Genomic DNA, 16,650 nt, shown 5'->3' with positions numbered 1-16,650 from the left:
AGGCGGAGGCGGTGCACCAGCTGGTGGAGGGCCCGGTGAGCGCGATGTGGCCCGCGACGATCATGCAGATGCACCCGCACGCCACGGTCCTGGTCGACGACGCGGCGGCCTCGCGCCTGCAGCTGGGCGACTACTACCGCCAGACGTACGCGTCCAAGCCCGACTGGCAGGGCCTCTGACCCGACGGGTCGACGACACCTCGCGGGAGCTCCCGCGACACCGAGCCGCCCGTCGGCGCGCGGTCCACGCCCCTGGACCGTGCGTCGGCGGGCTTCGTCGTCTCCCGTCCCCGCGGCCCGTGGTCCGCGCGGCGGGTGTCGCACGGCGCGCGGACCGGCCGCGGCGACGGCCGCCCGACGTGTGGGCGTCGCGACGTAGACTTCACTCCATGATCGAACTCCGCGCGAGCACGCCACCCGGGGGTCCCGAGGACCCGTTCCGGACTCCTGCGACCGAGCCGACGACCGGCACGTCGACCGGGGTGCTCGAGCGCGAGGAGACGCGCGAGCAGACCGAGCCCGGCGACCACGAACGCTTCGCGCACTACGTGCGCAAGGAGAAGATCATGCAGTCGGCGCTCTCCGGCAAGCCGGTGATCGCGCTGTGCGGCAAGGTCTGGGTTCCCGGCCGTGACCCGAACAAGTTCCCTGTGTGCCCCACGTGCAAGGAGATCTACGAGGGACTGCGAGACCCGCAGGACGGCGAGGGTGACTCCGGCAAGTGAGCGCGGAGCACCACACGACGTCCACCGGTCACTCCGCCCCCGACTCCCGTAGCAGGACCTCGCCGCCGGCGCCTCAGAGCCCGTCGTCCGCGGCGGCGTCGCACCTCTCGCCGGCGTTCCCGCGGCGCGCCCCGTGGGGCTCGGCGTCCAAGCTGCGCGCCTGGCAGGCAGAGGCGCTCGAGCTGTACCGCACGCGCTCGCCGCGCGACTTCCTCGCCGTCGCGACGCCCGGCGCGGGCAAGACGACGTTCGCGCTCCGTGTCGCGACCGAGCTCCTGGAGCAGGGCGTGGTGCGGCGCGTGACCGTCGTCGCCCCCACCGAGCACCTCAAGCACCAGTGGGCCGACGCCGCGGCGCGCGTCGGCATCCGGATCGACCCGAACTTCCGCAACAGCCAGGGCCGGCACGGCGCGCACTACGACGGCGTCGCGCTCACCTACGCGCAGATCGCCGCCAAGCCGGCGCTGCACGCGGCGCGCACGACGGCCGACCGCACGCTCGTCATCCTCGACGAGGTGCACCACGGCGGCGACGCGCTGTCGTGGGGCGATGCGGTGCGCGAGGCGTTCGAGGACGCGACCCGGCGCCTCGCGCTCACGGGCACGCCCTTCCGCTCGGACACCGCGGCCATCCCGTTCGTCGAGTACGAGCGCGGCCCCGACGGCATCCGGCGGTCGCGCGCCGACTACACGTACGGGTACGGCGACGCGCTGCGCGACCACGTCGTGCGGCCGGTGCTGTTCCTGTCCTACTCGGGCAACATGCGCTGGCGCACGAAGGCCGGCGACGAGGTGAGCGCGCGTCTCGGCGAGGCGCTCACCAAGGACATGACGGGCCAGGCGTGGCGCACCGCGCTGGACCCGAACGGCGAGTGGATCCCGTCGGTCCTCGCGGCCGCGGACAAGCGGCTGACCGAGGTCCGGCGGGCGATCCCCGACGCGGGCGGCCTCGTCATCGCGACCGACCAGACGGACGCGCGTGCGTACGCGGGCCACCTCGCGCGCATCACCGGGAAGTCGCCGACGGTCGTCCTCTCGGACGACGACGGCGCGAGCAGCCGCATCGAGGAGTTCTCCGACGGCGACGCGCGCTGGATGGTCGCCGTCCGCATGGTGTCGGAGGGCGTCGACGTCCCGCGGCTCGCGGTGGGCGTGTACGCGACCTCGACCGCGACGCCGCTGTTCTTCGCGCAGGCCGTCGGACGGTTCGTGCGTGCCCGCAAGCGCGGCGAGACGGCGTCGGTGTTCCTGCCCAGCGTGCCGCACCTGCTCGAGCTCGCGAACGGGCTCGAGATCGAGCGCGACCACGCGCTGGACCGGCCGCTCACGGCGGAGGAGCAGGGGGAGGGGTTCAACCCCGAGGACGCGCTGCTCGCCGAGGCGAACCGCGAGGACAAGGCGTCGGGCGAGCTCGTCCAGGGCTCGTTCGAGGCGCTCGAGGCCCAGGCGTCGTTCGACCGCGTGCTGTTCGACGGCGGCGAGTTCGGCACGGGCGCGGACGTCGGCTCCGACGAGGAGCTCGACTTCCTCGGGCTGCCCGGTCTGCTCGACGCGGACCAGGTCACGACCCTGCTGCGCCAGCGGCAGGCCGACCAGATGAGCGCGCGCTCGCGCACCACGCAGTCTGCGGAGCGCGAGCGGGCCGAGATGGACCACCGGCGCGCCGCGGAGCTCCGCAAGGAGCTCCAGCAGCTCGTCTCGGCGTGGTCGCGCCGCAGCGGGCAGCCGCACGGGTCGGTGCACACCGAGCTCCGGCGCCGCTGCGGCGGGCCCGAGGTCCCGCTCGCGACGGTCGAGCAGCTCGACGCCCGGGTCGCGACGGTGCGCGGCTGGTTCGTCGGGAAGCGGTAGCCCGCGCGGCCCCGGCGGCCGGGCGCGCCCGCCCGGCCGTGACCGGGTCGCGGCCCGGTCAGGGGAGTCAGGACAGCGTGTGCACGACCGTCGGGATCGCCGGGTCGCCGGCGGAGAGGCGACGCGCGCCGCGGGGCAGCTCGGCGCGGGCCTCGCGGTGGCGGTGCGCGGCGTTCTCCACGCCGTACGACCCGACCCAGCGCGAGTCGACGGCGCCGTCCACGACGAGGGGCACCTGGAGCCGGCGCAGGTCGCCGTCGTCGGGCTCCCACTCCTGCACGGCGAGGTCGGCACCCGTGACGACGACCTCCTCGACCGCGCGTCCGTCGGCGTCGTAGCGGCGGGCGGCGCACTTGCGGCCGCCCGTGCTCGTCTTGGCGGTGGACGCCTTCGCGACGGGCTGGAGCACGCCGCTGGAGTCGGCGCGGGCGACGAGCTTGTAGACCATCCCGCACGTGGGGGCGCCGGAGCCGGTGACCAGGGACGTGCCGACGCCGTAGGAGTCGACGGGCGCGGCGGCGAGCGACGCGATGGCGTACTCGTCGAGGTCGGAGGTCACGGTGATCTTCGTGTCGTGCGCGCCGAGGGCGTCGAGCTGGCGGCGCACCTCGACGGCGAGGACGCCGAGGTCGCCGGAGTCGAGCCGCACGGCGCCGAGGCGGCCGCCGGCCGCCTCGACGGCGTTCTCGACGCCGCGGCGCACGTCGTAGGTGTCGACGAGCAGCGTGGTGCCGGGGCCGAGGGACGCGACCTGCGACGCGAAGGCGGACTTCTCGTCGTCGTGCAGGAGCGTGAAGGCGTGCGCGGCGGTGCCGATGGTCTCGAGGCCGTACCGGCGGCCCGCCTCGAGGTTCGACGTCCCGGCGAACCCGCCGACGACGGCGGCCCGCGCCGCGGCGACGGCCGCCTGCTCGTGCGCGCGCCGCGCGCCCATCTCGAGGCACGGGCGCTCGACGGCGGCGCTCGTCATGCGGGACGCGGCGGACGCGACGGCCGAGTCGTAGTTGAGGATCGACAGGACGAGGGTCTCGAGCAGCACCGCCTCGGCGAACGTGCCCTCGACGGTCATCACCGGCGACTGGGGGAAGAAGACCTCGCCCTCGGGGTACCCGGTGATCGTGCCGGTGAAGCGGTAGCCGGCGAGGAACTCGAGGGTGCGGTCGTCGACGACGGACTGCGCGTGCAGCCAGTCGAGCTCGGCCGCGGAGAAGCGGAACGACGACAGCGCCTCCAGGACCCGCCCGGTCCCGGCGAGGACGCCGTACCGCCGACCCGGCGGGAGGCGGCGCGTGAAGACCTCGAACAGGCAGTGCCGGCCCGCGGTGCCGTCGGCGAGCGCCGCCTGGAGCATCGTCAGCTCGTAGCGGTCGGTGAGGAGCGCGGTCGACGCACCGGGCTGGTACGTCGGCGGGTAGGACGGCCGCTGCGTCGGCGAGGCGGAGGGGGCAGCGCTGTCGGTCGCGGGGAGGGCGACGCTGCCCGGGTCGGCGAGGCTCATGCGGAATACCGTAGGGCAGCGACCGCCGCGGTGGGCGCCGACAGGCCCGCGAATAGAGTGGTGACGTGAGACCCCACCCGATCTTCACCCGCCCCGCTGCCGCGCGGGCGTCCCTGACCGTGCCCGAGGAGGCGGTCCGCACCGAGGAGGGGGCCCGGCTCGACAGCCCGTGGGTCACCCTCGTGTGGAACGACCCGGTCAACCTCATGAGCTACGTCGCGTACGTGTTCGAGTCGTACTTCGGGTACTCCACCGCGCGCGCCCACGAGCTGATGATGCAGGTGCACCAGGAGGGCCGGGCCGTCGTGTCGACGGGTGACCGCGAGCGCATGGAGGTCGACGTGCAGGCGATGCACTCGTTCGGGCTGTGGGCGACGCTCCAGAAGGACGGCGAGCAGTGAGGCCGTTCCGCGCGGAGGCGCACGGGTACGTCGCCGAGCTCGAGCCGTCGGAGCGGATCGTGCTGGCCCAGCTCGCAGGCGACGTCGCGCAGATGCTCCAGGAGGGCGTCCCCGGGCGGGCGTCGGACGCACCGGGCCGGACCGCGCCCGACGACGCGTGGTCGCCCCCGGGGTGGACGGGCCCGACGCCCGGTGGCGGCGGGTCGGACGCGACGCCGCCCCCGGACCCGGCCGTGCGCCGTCTGCTCCCGGACGCGTCGGACGACGTCGAGGTGGCGCTCGAGTTCCGGCGCTTCACGCAGGACGACCTGGCGGCGCGCAAGGTGGGGCGGCTGGTGCTGCTCGGCCGGATGCTCGTGGACTCCGAGCCGGCCGAGGCGGCGCCGTTCGTCGTCGGGCGCGAGGAGGCGCAGGACGTCGCGGGCGCCCTGACCGACGTGCGCCTCGTCCTGGCCGAGCGCCTGGACCTGCGAACCGACGAGCAGGTCGAGGGCCTGTACGACGAGCTGGACCGGGAGGGCGACGACGGCCCGGACGACGGCGAGGTGGGGGATGCGCCGCGCCGCTTCCTCGTGAGCGTGTTCCTCCTCACGGGGCTGCTCCAGGAGTCGCTCGTCGACGGCATGCTCGCGGACTTGCGGGCGGGGCGGGGCGGTCCGCGCCCCGAGCCGCGGGGCTGAGCGTGCCGGGGACCTGTGGGCGCTGCCACAGCGGCGTGCGCGTGGTTCGGGGCGCCTCGCGCGGGGCGGCGACAGTAGGCTCGGCCGGGTGAACGACGCTCCCATCGGGATCTTCGACTCGGGCGTGGGTGGCCTGACCGTGGCACGCTCGATCCTCGACCAGCTCCCGAACGAGGCCCTCCTCTACATCGGGGACACCGCGAACAGCCCGTACGGGCCGAAGCCGCTCGCGGCGGTCCGGGCGATGGCGCTGGCGATCATGGACCAGCTCGTCGACGACGGCGTGAAGATGCTCGTCATCGCGTGCAACTCCGCGTCGTCCGCGGTGCTGCGCGACGCGCGCGAGCGGTACACGCAGCGCCACGGGCTCCCGGTCGTCGAGGTGATCCTCCCGGCGGCACGCCGGGCCGTGGCCGCGACGCGGTCGGGCCGCATCGGCGTCATCGGGACGCGGGCCACGATCACGTCGCGCTCGTACGAGGACGCGTTCGCCGTGACCCCGGGCCTGACCCTGACGACGCAGGCGTGCCCCGAGTTCGTGCCGCTGGTCGAGCAGGGCGTGACGTCGGGCCCCGAGGTGCTGGAGGTCGCGCACCGCTACCTGGACCCGGTGAAGGCCGCGGGCGTGGACACGCTCGTGCTCGGGTGCACGCACTACCCGCTGCTGACGGGCGCGATCTCGTACGTCATGGGCGACGAGGTCACGCTCGTGTCGAGCGCGGAGGAGACCGCGAAGGACGTGTACCGCACGCTCGTCGCGCACGACCTCGAGCGCTCGCGCGACGCGGGGCCGCCGCGGCACCGGTTCCTCGCGACGGGGAGCGCGGAGCCGTTCGAGCACCTCGCGCGCCGGTTCCTCGGTCCCGAGGTGCTGAGCGTGGAGGCGGCCTGATGCGTCTCGTCACGGTCGGGTGCTCGGGGTCGTTCGCCGGCCCGGCGTCGCCCGCGTCGTCGTACCTCGTCCAGGTCCCGGCCGCGGAGGCCGCTGCCGCGGGCTTCGAGGCGCGCGACTGGAACGTCGTGCTGGACCTGGGCAACGGGTCGCTGGGCGCGCTGCAGAGGTTCGTCGACCCGCTCGACGTCGACGCCGTGGGACTGTCCCACCTGCACCCCGACCACTTCGTCGACGTGTGCGGCCTGTACGTGTACCTGCGCTACCACCCGGTGCGCGGCTCGACCCGCACGGGCGTGCCGAGCCGGCTCACCGTGCTGGGCCCGGCGGGCACGGCCGCCCGCATCGAGGCGGCGTACGGCGCGGAGCCGGGCGACGGCGTGACGGAGGAGCTCGACGTGCGCGCGTGGGAGCCGGGCGCGCCGGTCCGGGTGGGCCCGCTCGTCCTCGAGCCGTACCGCGTGTTCCACCCGGTCGAGGCGTACGGGGTGCGCGTCACCGGGCCGTCGACGCTGCGCCCGGGGGAGAGCGCCGTCCTCGCGTACACGGGGGACACGGACGCGTGCGACGGCGTGGTCGAGCTCGCGCGCGACGCCGACCTGCTCCTGTCGGAGGCGGCGTTCCACGAGGGCCGCGACGACGGCGTCGAGCGGGGCATCCACCTCACGGGGCGGCGCGCGGGCGAGGTCGCGACCGCGGCCCGCGCGCGCCGGCTCGTGCTCACGCACCTGCCCGCGTGGAACGACCCCGAGCGCTCGCGCGCCGAGGCGCGGGAGACGTACACCGGCCCGGTCGACGTCGCCACGACGGGCGCGGTCTTCGACCTCTGACCGCTGAGCGCGGGGACGAGCCGCCGTCGGCCGCCCCGGAAGATGCGACCATCCACCGCGCTCAGCGGTGGGCCGGGGGTCGGTAGGGTGGCGGCATGACCATCCCCTCCTCGTCTCCGGGCACGGCCGCGCCCCTCCGCGCCGACGGCCGCACGCCCGACCAGCTCCGCCCCGTGACCATCACCCGCCACTGGCTCGACCAGGCCGAGGGCAGCGTGCTCGTCGAGTTCGGCCGCACGCGCGTGCTGTGCGCGGCGTCGTTCACCGAGGGCGTGCCGCGCTGGCGCAAGGGGTCGGGCGAGGGCTGGGTCACCGCCGAGTACGCGATGCTGCCGCGCGCGACGAACGAGCGCAGCCAGCGCGAGTCGGTCAAGGGCAAGATCGGCGGGCGCACGCACGAGATCTCGCGCCTCATCGGCCGGTCCCTGCGCGCGATCATCGACGTCTCCGCGCTCGGTGAGAACACGATCGTGCTCGACTGCGACGTCCTCCAGGCCGACGGCGGCACGCGCACCGCCGCGATCACCGGCGCCTACGTCGCGCTCGCCGACGCCGTCGCGTGGGGCCAGCGGCACGGCCACATCAAGGGCGGCAAGCCCGTGCTGACCGACTCCGTCGCGGCCGTGAGCGTCGGGATCATCGACGGCACGCCCATGCTCGACCTCCCGTACGTCGAGGACGTCCGTGCCGAGACGGACATGAACGTCGTCGTCACGGGCTCCGGGACGTTCGTCGAGGTGCAGGGCACCGCGGAGCACGCCCCGTTCGACCGCGCCGAGCTCGACGCGCTGCTCGACCTCGCGGTGGCCGGCACGGCCGACCTCACGGCGATCCAGCGCGCGGCGCTCGCGGCGGACCCGCGGTGAGCGGCGCACCCGGGGCGGCGGGCGTCGTCGTGCCCGACGGCGCGCGACTCGTCCTCGCGACGCACAACCCGGGCAAGATCGCCGAGCTGCGCGCGATCCTCGCGGCCGAGCTCGACGCGCACCCGGGGCTCGAGCTCGCGCCCGAGGCGATCGTCGGCGCGGGCGACGTCGGCGCGCCCGAGCCGGTCGAGGACGGCGTGACCTTCGCCGAGAACGCGCTCATCAAGGCGCGCGCCCTCGTCGCGGCCACCGGGCTGCCGGCCGTCGCGGACGACTCCGGTCTCGCCGTCGACGTGCTGGGCGGCGCACCCGGGATCTTCTCGGCGCGCTGGGCCGGGCGGCACGGCGACGACGTCGCCAACCTCGAGCTCCTGCTCGCGCAGCTCGGCGACGTGCGTGCCGAGCACCGCGCGGCCGGTTTCGTGTGCGCGGCGGCGCTCGTCACGCCCGACGGCACCGAGGTCGTGCGGACGGGGGAGATGCGCGGGACCCTGCTCACCGCGCCGCGCGGCGCGAACGGGTTCGGCTACGACCCGATCCTCCTGCCGGACGAGCAGCCCGGTGCGGGGACGGCTTGCTCCGCGGCCGAGCTGAGCCCGGCGGAGAAGAACGCGATCAGCCACCGCGGCAAGGCGTTCCGCGCTCTCGCGCCGGACGTCGTCGCGGCGCTCTCAGCGCGGTAGGGGGCGGCCGGCGAGCTCGCGCTCGCGGCGTCGGCGGTCGCCCGGCCGCAGGACGCCGACGAGCGCGACCACGCCGCGCCAGCCGAGCATCGTCACCGCGAGGAACCCGAACGACACGAGCTGGAACGCCGGGGCCACGCCCTGGTCGGTGAGCACGCGCAGCAGGACGCCCAACGCCCACGTGCAGCCCCAGACCACGACGCCCGTCGGCCACAGGGCCCACGGGCGGCGCCACGCGCGCGTGACGAGCCAGCCCAGCGCGGCGCCCGCGGCGAACGGCCACGCCACGACGAGCAGCCGCGTCAGGCCCTCGTCGGCGGAGTGCGTCGCGAGGCCGCCGGTCGCGAGCGCGAGGACGCACGCGACGTCGGCCAGCGCGGCGAGCACGACGAGCCCGGGGCGACGAGGGCGCGGTCCGGTAGGCGCGAGGTCGGTCATGCTCCCGACGGTACCCCGCCCGCGGGACCGTCCCCGCACGGCCCGGACCGGTACCAGGGGGGGGCGGTCCGGGGACGCGAGGGGCCGATCCCGGGACGCGGAGGGTCGATCCCCTGGAACATAGGGTGGTCCCCGTGCACCTCGCCGCCGACGACCTCGCCTTCGCCTACCCCGGACGCCCCGTCCTCGACGGGGTCGGGCTGCGCGTCGCCGCGGGGACGCGGCTCGGGGTCGTGGGGGAGAACGGCACGGGCAAGTCGACGCTCCTGCACGTGCTCTCCGGCGACCTCGCACCCGCCCGCGGGGAGGTGCGCCGCGCGGGCTCGCTCGCGCTCGTCGAGCAGGAGCTCGCGATCGCGCCGGGCCAGACGGTCGGCACGCTCGTCGCCGCGACGCTGAGCGGGCTGCGGGCGGTCGCCGCCGAGCTCGAGGCGGCGGCCCGGGACTTCGACCACGAGGCGGGCGACCTCGCCGAGCTCACGGAGATCCTCGCCCGCGCCGAGCACCTCGCCGTGTGGGACGCGGACCGCCGGGTCGACGTCGCGCTCTCGCGCCTCGGCGCGTGCCGCGACCGGGACCGCGAGCTCGCGACCCTGTCCGTCGGCGAGCGCTACCGCGTGCGGCTCGCGTGCCGGCTGGCTGAGCGCGCCGACCTGCTCCTCCTCGACGAGCCGACCAACCACCTCGACACCGGCGGGATCGACTTCCTCACGGGCGAGCTCGTCGCGTGGCGCGGCGGCGTGGTGATGGTCACGCACGACCGGCAGCTCCTCGACGACGTCGCGACCGAGATCCTCGACCTCGACCCGGCGATGGACGGGAAGCCGGTGCTCTACGGGCAGCCGGGGTACCTCTCCTACCGGTTCGCGAAGAACCAGGCGCTGCACCGGTGGCGGCAGCGGTTCCGGGCGGAGCAGAAGCGCGCGGAGAAGCTCGCGGCGGTCCTCGACGCGTCGTACGAGGGGCTGTCCGACGAGTGGCGCCCGCCCAAGGGTAGCCAGAAGCACCGCCGCGCGACGCGCGCCCGGATCCACGTCAAGGCCGCGGACCGGCGCCTCCAGCAGCTCGAGGCCGAGGCCGTCGAGGTGCCCGTCCCGCCCCTCCAGCTCGTGTTCCCCGAGCTCCCCGCGATGTCGCCGGGCTGGGAGCCGGGCGACCCGGTGCTCGAGCTGCGCAGCCCGCGCGTCGGGCCCGACGGCGGCGCGCGCCTCGACCTGCCGGGGACCCGGGTCGCGCTCCCGCCCTCGGGGCGCCTGCTCGTGACCGGGCCGAACGGCAGCGGCAAGTCGACGTTCCTCGCCGCGCTCGCGGGCCTGGTGCCGCTCGATCGCGGCACGCGGGCCGTGGTCGACGGAGCGCGGCTGGGCGTCGTCGCGCAGGAGGGCCCGGCGCTGCCCCCGGAGGCGGAGGACCGCACCGGGTTCGACGAGTACGCGCGCGAGGCGCTCGACCTGCTCGACGCGGGCCGCCTCGACCCGGAGCACCTCGTCCCCGTCGCGTTCCTGGGCCTGCTCACGGAGGAGGACCTCGAGCGACCGCTGCGCGAGCTGTCCGCGGGGCAGCGCCGGCGGTTCGACCTCGCCCGCGCGCTCCTCGCGGCGCCGCACGTGCTGGTCCTCGACGAGCCGACCAACCACCTGTCGATCGACCTCGTCGACGAGCTCACCCAGGCGCTGCGCGTCACGCCCGCGGCGGTCATCGTGGCGACGCACGACCGCCGCATGCGCGAGGACCTCGACGACTGGCCCCGGCTCGAGCTCGGCTGACCCGCAGCGCCCTCAGCGCCGGACCGGCCGGAGCGTCGTGGCCAGGGGGGCGGGCGGGCCCGGCTGGTCAGCGGCCCTCGGCCGGGCTCTCCGCCGGGACGAGCACCTTGCCCAGCGCGCGACCCCACGCGCGCGCCCGGTCGAGCTCGCCGTCGTCCAGGGGTCCCTCGACGTCGCCGACGTAGAACGACGCGGACGGGACGACGAGCCGGAACCCCGCGCGGCGCATCGCCCTGGCGGCGCCGCGGGCCGCCGAGCCCGGGAGCGAGCGGACCTTCGTCGCGCGCGTGTCGAACGTCGCGGCGAGCCGCTCCTCGTCCTGCGGCGGGAGGGACTCCACCCACTCGCGCAGCCCGGTCGCCCGGTCGGAGACCGGGCCCGTCGCGCGCTGCACCGCCTCGGCGCGGGTCGCGGGGCGCGTCATGCCCAGGGCGTGGGTCGGGCCGCCGGCGACCACCAGCTGCACGTGGCGCAGGGCGTCCGGGTGGGCGGCCGGGTCGGTCACGTCGACGACCTCGACGCGCACCGTCTCGCACAGACCCTCCGCGATGGCCTGCGCGACGCGCTCGCTGTTGCCGTACATCGACTCGTAGACCACTGCGGCGTCCATCGCGCTCACCCCTTCGTCGACCGCCCGTCCGGACCGGGCGGGTCCCCTCCCTCCAGCGTCCGGCTCTGAGGGCGCGGCGCCCAGGGCCGACGGGAACGAGCGTGCGGGCCCTTGGTCCCGGGCGCCCGGCCGGAGCGCGACAGGGTCAGGGTGCGGGGCGCAGGCGGGAGTCGACGAGGCGCACGAGCCACGCGAGGGCGAGGAAGACGACGGCCACGACGGCGGTGTTGAGGAGCGCCCGGCCGAGGCCGAGCTCGCCCACGTCGAGGAACGGGTAGGGGTACCAGCCGACGACGGCGCCCCGGACGAACGTGTACGCGATCCACGCGAGCGGGTACGCGACGGACCACCAGACCGTCGCGGCGTCGACCCGCGGGCGCGGGCCCACGAGTCCCCACGCGGCTACCGCGAGCAGCGGTGCGACGAGGTGCAGCAGGAGGTTCGAGACCTGGCCGGCGCTCGTCAGGTCCTGCAGACCGCGCAGCACCGTGTTGTAGACGATCCCGGTCACCGCGATGCACAGCAGCGCGTCGAGGCGCGCGACGCGGAAGACGGTCCCGTCGCGCGCGGGTCGCGCCGCGAGCAGGACGGAGACGACCCCGACGAGCAGGTTCGACTGGATCGTGAAGTAGGAGAACAGGCGCACGAGGCGCTCGGCCTGGCTCGGGGCCGTGCCGGGACCGTCGACGAGCGCGATCGCGACCTCCAGGACGACGCCCGTGAGCGCCGCGACGGCGACGAGCGCGTGCAGGGTGCGGGCCACGACGTGCCGGCCCGCGTCGGTCCGGACGCGCGGCGCGTCGGTCACGGGAGGCGACCGACGTACGCCATCGCCTGGCGCAGCAGCACCCCCTGGCCGCCGCGCATCTCGAGCTGGACCTCGTCGCTGCACGCCTGCTCGGGCGTGAGCCACGCGAGCTCGAGGGCGTTCTGCTGCGGCCGGCAGTCGCCCGTCACCGGCACGACGTACGCGAGCGAGACCGCGTGCTGGCGGGGGTCGTGGTAGGACGTGATGCCCGGCGTCGGGAAGTACTCGGCGACCGTGAAGGGCTGCGGCGACGCGGGCACCTGGGGCAGCGCGACCGGGCCGAGGTCCTTCTCGATGTGGCGCAGCAGCGCGTCGCGGATGCGCTCGTGGAACATGACCCGCCCGGAGACGAGGGCCCGCGTCATCATGCCCTCGGGCGTCACGCGCAGCAGGAGGCCGACCGCGACGACGTCGCCCGAGTCGTCGACCCGCACGGGGACGGCGTCGACGTAGACGAGCGGGAGCTGGGCGCGCGCGACCGCGATCTCCTCGGCGCTGAGCCAGCCCGCGGGTCGCGGGTTGTCGTGGGAGAAGTCGTCGGGCGGGAAGTCGGCGGTGTCGGTCACGCGACTGTTCTACCCCGAGCGGTGCGGCGGGGCGAGTCCGCCCCGGGCGCCGCTGCCCGGTCGTGCGACCGTCACGCGGTGCCGGGCGCCTCGGCGTGCGGCTCGGAGACGCGCGCCACGATCTCGACGAGCGCCTGCTCCGCGACCGGTCCGGGCAGCACCTCCATGAGGGCCATGAGCGGGGCGAGGCGGTCGGGGAGGACCGAGCCGCGCGGGCTCGGCGCGTCCTCGCCCGCGGGCCCGCGGTCTTCCGCGGCGAGCACCCCGACGAGCGCGCCCCACATCTCGTCGGCGGTGGGGGCGGCTCCCGGCGCGAAGGCACCGGCGAGCGCGGCGAGCACCCCGCTCACGTCGGGGCGCCCGGCGCCGCGGACGGCGTCGGCGCCCGCGCCGAGCGCCGCGACGAGGCCGTCGAGACCGGCTTCGGTGACAGGCGTGACGGTGAGGTGGGTCGTGTGCGGCAGGCGCGTGCCGTCGTCCTGGACGAGCCCGGGCTGCGGCTGGAGCACCCACCCGAGGGACCGGACGGCGTCCGCCCACAGGTGCGGGTCGACGCGCCGCTCGGGCGGCACGGACTCGTCGGTCGCGACGGCGACGAGCGGGCCGGTGGGGCGGCCGACGACGCGGAGCCCGTCGATCGCGTCCACCGCCGCGCGCAGGGCGTGCGTCGCGCGCACGCACCGCGCGGTGAGCGCCGTGTATCCCGCGGTGCCGAGGGCCTGGCTCACGGCCCACGCGGCGGCGAGGGGCGCGGCGGAGCGCGACCCGGACAGCGTGGGGTTGACGACCGGGTACCCCGGCCAGCCCGTCGTCGCGAAGAACTGCCGGCGCTGGCGGTCGCGCCCGCGGACGAGCAGGACGGACGCGCCCTTGGGCGCGTAGCCGTACTTGTGCACGTCCGCCGAGATGCTCGTCACGCCCGGCACCGAGAAGTCGAACGGCGGCACGTCCTCGCCCCCGGCCGCGGCCCAGAACGGCAGCACCCAGCCGCCGACGCACGCGTCCACGTGCACGGGCACGCCGCGCGCGGCGGCGGCCGCGGCCACCTCGGAGACCGGGTCGACGACGCCGTGCGGGTACGACGGCGCGGACACGACGGCGAGCGCGACGTCGTCGGCGTCGAGCGCCGCGACGAGGTCGGCGGCGGCGGGCGTCCCCGTCGCCGGGTCGACGGGGACGAGCGTGAGGTCCACGTCGAGGTGCTGAGCGGCCTTGCGGAACGCGGCGTGCACGCTCACGGGGGCCACGACGCGGGGCCGCACGTCCGGGTGCTCGGCGCGGAACGCCTCGCGCGCGATCTTCACCGCGAGCAGGCAGCTCTCCGTCCCGCCGGACGTCACCGAGCCCACGACGGCGTCGGGCCCGTCGGCCGGCCCGTGCAGCATCGTGCGCGCGAACCCGAGGAGCTCGCCCTCCATGACGGCGACCGACGTGAACGTCGTGGGGTCGAGCCCGTTGACCGGCTGGACGGCCCGCGCGGCGGCGGCCGCGAGCTCGTCGAGCTCCGCGAGACCGGGGTCGTAGACGTAGGACAGGACGCGTCCGCCGTGCGTCGGGGCGTCGGCCGCCCGGAGCGCGGCGAGCCGGTCCAGGATCCCGTCGGTGCGCAGCGGCACCTCGTCGGCGGGCCGCGGCAGGGTGCCGGGGACGGTCGCTCCCGCGTCAGTCACGGGGTCGGTCGGTCGGGGCGTGGTCACGCGGCAGCTCCGGTGCTGTGTCGTCGATGTCCCCCCTGCGCAGACCGTATCGCACGAGCGGGACGAGGCTCAGCAGGACGAGCGCGGCGGGCACGACCGAGAAGGAGAGCGCGATCCCGTCCACCGCGGCGGCCGGCTGCGTGACCGTCTCGCCCGCCCGCGTGGACACGTACCCGGTGACCCCGAGGACGAGCGAGAGCACCGCGGCACCGAGCGCCATGCCCGTGGTCTCGCCCGCCGTCCACACGCCGCCGAAGGCGCCGCCGCGGCCCTCGCCGTGCGTCCGCGCGTCGTGCGCGATGGCGTCGGGGAGCATCGCGAGCGGCAGCGCCTGCATGCCCGCGTACGCGACGCCGGCGAGCGCGGTGGGGACGTAGACCCACGTACCGGGTGCCCACACGAGCGGGACCATCCCGAGCGCGGCGACCGCGAAGAGCACGGTCGCGACGACGAACCCGCGCTCCTTGCCGTCGCGGCGCGCGAGCCGGGTCCACAGCGGCATGCAGAGCAGCGCGGGCGCGACGAGCGCCGCGAAGAGGTAGCTGACGGCCGCCTCGTCGCGCAGCACGTACCGCGCGACGTACGCCGCCCCGGCGAGCATGAGCCCCGTCGCGACGGCCTGGAGCACGAACGCGGCGAGCAGCGCACGGAACGGGCGCGAGCGGCGCAGGGCGTCGACCGCCTCGCGCACGGCGAGGGTCCAGGCGCGCGACGCCGAGGCCGGCGCCGTCGAGCCCGTGGTGGTGTCGGGTGAGGCGGTGGTCGCTCCGGCCGAGGCGGTGGTCGCGCCCGCCGGGGGAGCGGGCGTGCCGGCACCGCGGGGTGCGCGCGGCGCGACCCGCGCGGCCACGAGCATCCCGGCGCCGATGACGACACCCGACACGACGCCCATGACGAGGTACCCCGACGTCGAGTCCCCGCCTCCGCGCAGCGCCGGTCCGCCCGCGCCGAACAGGAGGATCGCGAACGCGAGCGTCGCGACGCGCCACGCGAGCAGTCGGGTGCGGCCGTCGTACGTGGGGTCGAGCTCCGCGGGGAGCGCGATGTACGGCACCTGGAACAGCGAGAACGCCGTCGCGGCGAGCAGGAACGCGACGAGCACCCAGATCGCGGCGGCGGTCGGCCCCGCGGCCGCCGGGACGGCGAACGTCAGCGCGAAGAGGACGGGCAGGGTGAGGGCGCCCAGGGTCATGAAACGACGGCGCGACCCGGTGCGGGCCAGGTCGCGGTCCGACCCGTAGCCGATGAACGGGTCGACGACGACGTCCCACACCTTGGCGCCCGTGACGATGAGCCCGGCGACCGCCGCCGGCACCGCGAGCGCGTCGGTGAGGTACACGAGCAGGACCAGGCCGGGGAGGGTGCCGAACCCGCCGGTGCCGACGGACCCGGCGGCGTAGCCCGCGATCGTGGTGCGCGAGAGCCGGTGCGCGGTGGTGTCGTGCGTCACAGGGGCAGCGTAGAGGGTGCGCGGGCCGGGCCTGCGCGGTCGTGCGCGGGGAATACTCCGGGCAAGGTGTGTGCTCTACGTAGCAGACCCCCAAGCCCCCAGGAGGAACATCCATGGCCACGCAGACGCTCACCGAGTCCACGTTCGAGCAGACGATCAAGGAGAACGACATCGTCCTGGTCGACTTCTGGGCCGACTGGTGCGGACCGTGCAAGATGTTCGCGCCCGTCTTTGAGGCGTCCTCGGAGGAGAACCCGGACGTCGTGCACGGCAAGATCGACACCGAGGCCGAGCGCGGTCTGGCCGCCGCCGCCAACATCACGTCGATCCCGACGCTCATGGCGTTCCGCGAGGGCATCCTCGTGTTCTCCCAGCCCGGCGCGCTCCCGGCCCCGGCGCTCAAGCAGGTCGTCGACGCCGTGAAGGGCCTCGACATGGAGGATGTGCGTCGTCAGATCGCTGAGGCGAGCGACGGCTCCCCGGCTCAGGACGCCTGAGCCCGCACCGCAGGACGACGGCCCGGCACCCTCGGAGGGTGCCGGGCCGTCGTCGTGTCATGGGCCGTCTCGCGCGCGGGCGCTGCGTGGTGGGTGTGGAGCCGGTGCCCGTACCGGCAGGGGGCAAGTGGTGCGGGCACCGGCTCTGCCACCACGGTAGACACCGAACTGGACGGTCGTCCAGATGGGGTGCGGGTGAATCCAGCGACGGCTGCCGCGCCGTCACGACAGGGACTCCGGCAGGGCGGGAACGGTGCGCGAGGCGGGACTCGAACCCGCACGTCCGAGGACACCAGGACCTAAACCTGGCGCGGCTGCCAGTTACGCCACTCGCGCGCGGTGGTCAGTCTACGGCGCGGGCGGCGCCGCCCCGGCGGCCGGTGCGCGTCGCTCG

17 protein-coding genes, 1 tRNA gene and 1 pseudogene are annotated in these 16,650 nt (G+C 75.7%); 11 read left to right on the top strand and 8 right to left on the bottom strand.

Annotated elements, in window-relative coordinates; all coding sequences use genetic code 11:
• From MT994_RS15210 to MT994_RS15200, 3 genes and pseudogenes are all read left to right on the top strand, one after another.
• Positions 1-179: pseudogene (locus MT994_RS15210) on the top strand (glucosamine-6-phosphate deaminase); the annotation flags it as partial.
• A gap of 209 nt (positions 180-388) precedes the next feature.
• Complete coding sequence (locus tag MT994_RS15205; protein ID WP_021482851.1) at positions 389-724, top strand: DUF3039 domain-containing protein; 336 nt, start codon at positions 389-391, stop codon at positions 722-724.
• Positions 721-2,574 (top strand): DEAD/DEAH box helicase, encoded by a 1,854-nt coding sequence (locus MT994_RS15200; protein ID WP_194227675.1) that lies wholly within the window; start codon positions 721-723, stop codon positions 2,572-2,574. Before MT994_RS15205 ends, MT994_RS15200 begins: the two co-directional genes overlap by 4 nt.
• Before the next feature lie 67 nt (positions 2,575-2,641).
• Here MT994_RS15200 and MT994_RS15195 read toward each other — a convergent pair whose 3' ends face one another.
• Positions 2,642-4,072 carry a nicotinate phosphoribosyltransferase gene (locus MT994_RS15195; RefSeq protein WP_354806915.1) on the bottom strand — a complete coding sequence of 477 codons (1,431 nt, stop codon included), beginning with the start codon at positions 4,070-4,072 and terminating at the stop codon, positions 2,642-2,644.
• Between the two features lie 113 nt (positions 4,073-4,185).
• Between MT994_RS15195 and clpS the strand changes: the two genes are divergently transcribed.
• The 6 genes from clpS to rdgB all read left to right on the top strand — a co-directional run bounded on the left by clpS (position 4,186) and on the right by rdgB (position 8,424).
• Positions 4,186-4,473: an ATP-dependent Clp protease adapter ClpS gene (gene clpS, locus MT994_RS15190; protein WP_031316085.1), complete on the top strand. Its 288-nt coding sequence runs from the start codon at positions 4,186-4,188 to the stop codon at positions 4,471-4,473.
• Positions 4,470-5,153, top strand: coding sequence for a DUF2017 family protein (locus MT994_RS15185; protein WP_354806913.1), 684 nt, complete (start codon positions 4,470-4,472; stop codon positions 5,151-5,153). Before clpS ends, MT994_RS15185 begins: the two co-directional genes overlap by 4 nt.
• Before the next feature lie 88 nt (positions 5,154-5,241).
• Positions 5,242-6,045, top strand: coding sequence for a glutamate racemase (murI, locus tag MT994_RS15180; RefSeq protein ID WP_031316087.1), 804 nt, complete (start codon positions 5,242-5,244; stop codon positions 6,043-6,045).
• Positions 6,045-6,875, top strand: coding sequence for an MBL fold metallo-hydrolase (locus MT994_RS15175; RefSeq protein ID WP_354806912.1), 831 nt, complete (start codon positions 6,045-6,047; stop codon positions 6,873-6,875). The genes murI and MT994_RS15175 overlap by 1 nt, the downstream gene beginning before the upstream one ends.
• A gap of 95 nt (positions 6,876-6,970) precedes the next feature.
• On the top strand, positions 6,971-7,741 hold the full coding sequence (gene rph, locus MT994_RS15170) for a ribonuclease PH (protein ID WP_043652567.1): 771 nt from the start codon (positions 6,971-6,973) through the stop codon (positions 7,739-7,741).
• A complete protein-coding gene (rdgB, locus tag MT994_RS15165) occupies positions 7,738-8,424 on the top strand; it encodes an RdgB/HAM1 family non-canonical purine NTP pyrophosphatase (RefSeq protein ID WP_354806910.1) in 687 nt (228 codons plus the stop codon). Before rph ends, rdgB begins: the two co-directional genes overlap by 4 nt.
• Here rdgB and MT994_RS15160 read toward each other — a convergent pair.
• Complete coding sequence (locus MT994_RS15160) at positions 8,413-8,862, bottom strand: DUF3054 domain-containing protein (RefSeq protein ID WP_081896078.1); 450 nt, start codon at positions 8,860-8,862, stop codon at positions 8,413-8,415. The two genes, rdgB and MT994_RS15160, sit on opposite strands and share 12 nt — an antisense overlap.
• A 134-nt stretch (positions 8,863-8,996) precedes the next feature.
• Between MT994_RS15160 and MT994_RS15155 the strand changes: the two genes are divergently transcribed.
• Positions 8,997-10,628 (top strand): ABC-F family ATP-binding cassette domain-containing protein, encoded by a 1,632-nt coding sequence (locus MT994_RS15155; protein WP_354806908.1) that lies wholly within the window; start codon positions 8,997-8,999, stop codon positions 10,626-10,628.
• A 67-nt stretch (positions 10,629-10,695) separates the two neighbouring features.
• Here MT994_RS15155 and MT994_RS15150 read toward each other — a convergent pair whose 3' ends face one another.
• The 5 genes from MT994_RS15150 to MT994_RS15130 all read right to left on the bottom strand — a co-directional run bounded on the left by MT994_RS15150 (position 10,696) and on the right by MT994_RS15130 (position 15,759).
• The gene (locus MT994_RS15150) at positions 10,696-11,238 is read right to left on the bottom strand and encodes a flavodoxin domain-containing protein (RefSeq protein WP_194522404.1); all 543 of its coding nucleotides are present in this window, start codon (positions 11,236-11,238) and stop codon (positions 10,696-10,698) included.
• Between the two features lie 145 nt (positions 11,239-11,383).
• Complete coding sequence (locus MT994_RS15145; RefSeq protein WP_194522405.1) at positions 11,384-12,046, bottom strand: Pr6Pr family membrane protein; 663 nt, start codon at positions 12,044-12,046, stop codon at positions 11,384-11,386.
• Positions 12,043-12,612 carry an NUDIX hydrolase family protein gene (locus tag MT994_RS15140; RefSeq protein WP_009863909.1) on the bottom strand — a complete coding sequence of 190 codons (570 nt, stop codon included), beginning with the start codon at positions 12,610-12,612 and terminating at the stop codon, positions 12,043-12,045. The genes MT994_RS15145 and MT994_RS15140 overlap by 4 nt, the downstream gene beginning before the upstream one ends.
• 71 nt (positions 12,613-12,683) lie before the next feature.
• A complete protein-coding gene (locus MT994_RS15135; protein WP_354806907.1) occupies positions 12,684-14,282 on the bottom strand; it encodes an aminotransferase class V-fold PLP-dependent enzyme in 1,599 nt (532 codons plus the stop codon).
• Positions 14,275-15,759: an MFS transporter gene (locus tag MT994_RS15130; protein ID WP_354806906.1), complete on the bottom strand. Its 1,485-nt coding sequence runs from the start codon at positions 15,757-15,759 to the stop codon at positions 14,275-14,277. The genes MT994_RS15135 and MT994_RS15130 overlap by 8 nt, the downstream gene beginning before the upstream one ends.
• Positions 15,760-15,872: 113 nt before the next feature.
• Between MT994_RS15130 and trxA the strand changes: the two genes are divergently transcribed.
• On the top strand, positions 15,873-16,256 hold the full coding sequence (trxA, locus tag MT994_RS15125) for a thioredoxin (RefSeq protein WP_043652553.1): 384 nt from the start codon (positions 15,873-15,875) through the stop codon (positions 16,254-16,256).
• A gap of 254 nt (positions 16,257-16,510) precedes the next feature.
• Here the strand turns inward: trxA and MT994_RS15120 are convergent.
• Positions 16,511-16,592: transfer RNA gene (locus tag MT994_RS15120), tRNA-Leu, on the bottom strand.
• Positions 16,593-16,650: the final 58 nt, after the last annotated feature.

Origin of the sequence: Cellulosimicrobium sp. MI9406, assembly GCF_040595865.1 — a bacterium.
In the GTDB taxonomy this organism is placed as follows: domain Bacteria; phylum Actinomycetota; class Actinomycetes; order Actinomycetales; family Cellulomonadaceae; genus Cellulosimicrobium; species Cellulosimicrobium funkei.
The sequence above is the reverse complement of the archived record's forward strand: the minus strand, read 5'-3'. Positions and strand labels throughout refer to the sequence as shown.